This is a genomic window from Niveispirillum sp. FG148, from assembly GCF_057809655.1.
This window is the reverse complement of the sequence record NZ_JBMDKJ010000077.1, coordinates 1-669: the sequence shown is the minus strand read 5'-3', so window position 1 is coordinate 669 and position 669 is coordinate 1. Positions and strand designations below refer to the sequence as shown.

General features: G+C 66.1%; 1 protein-coding gene. It reads right to left on the bottom strand.

Translation table 11 applies throughout. The features are described from left to right. Positions 1-52: 52 nt before the first annotated feature. Positions 53-669, bottom strand: a 617-nt coding sequence (locus ACODTW_RS28270) for a helix-turn-helix domain-containing protein (RefSeq protein ID WP_488949555.1), incomplete at its 5' end; no start/stop codon positions are given.

The following is a 669-nucleotide window of genomic DNA, read 5'->3' as shown; positions in this document are numbered from 1 at the left end:
GCCCGTCGGCCTTTCCGCAAAGCGGCATGAGACCCCCAGGTTTGAGACGGTCTCAGCGTGGTTTTTCGCCCCTTCTATGTCGTGACCCCATATAGGCCAGCGTGCTCTCCGATGACACAAATTTCAGATGCATCAGCCGGCTGGTCGCGTCATCCACGAAAACCAGCAAGGTGCAGGCCGGCCCCCGATCCTCCAGCCACGGATGCTCGCTGCCATCAATCTGCACCAACTCGCCCACATGCTCCCGCCGGGGACGGGGCTGATGCACCGCCGCCAGATGGGCCCGCCGACTGGTCCACAGACCCGCCGCCACCATCCAGCACCGCAACGTCTCCCGACCAACCTTCAACCCATGCAAGGCCGCCAGTTTCTCCGCCGCCAGCGTCGGGCCGAAATCCGCGTAACGCTCCCGCACCAGCCCCAGAACACGATCCCGCTCCGCCGCCGGATGCCGATGGTTCCCAGTACGCCCACGCCGCCGCGACGCCAACCCCGCCGCCCCTGAAGCCCGGAACCGCGCCAGCAGTCGGAATACCTGCCGGCGCGTCCGACCCAGCAAAGCTGCCGCACCCGACACCGTCCGGTAACCGCCGGCAACCTCGGCCAAAACCTCAACCCGCGTCAGCTCCTGTGCGCTCATCATCACAAGCACCATCACGCCCTCCAATA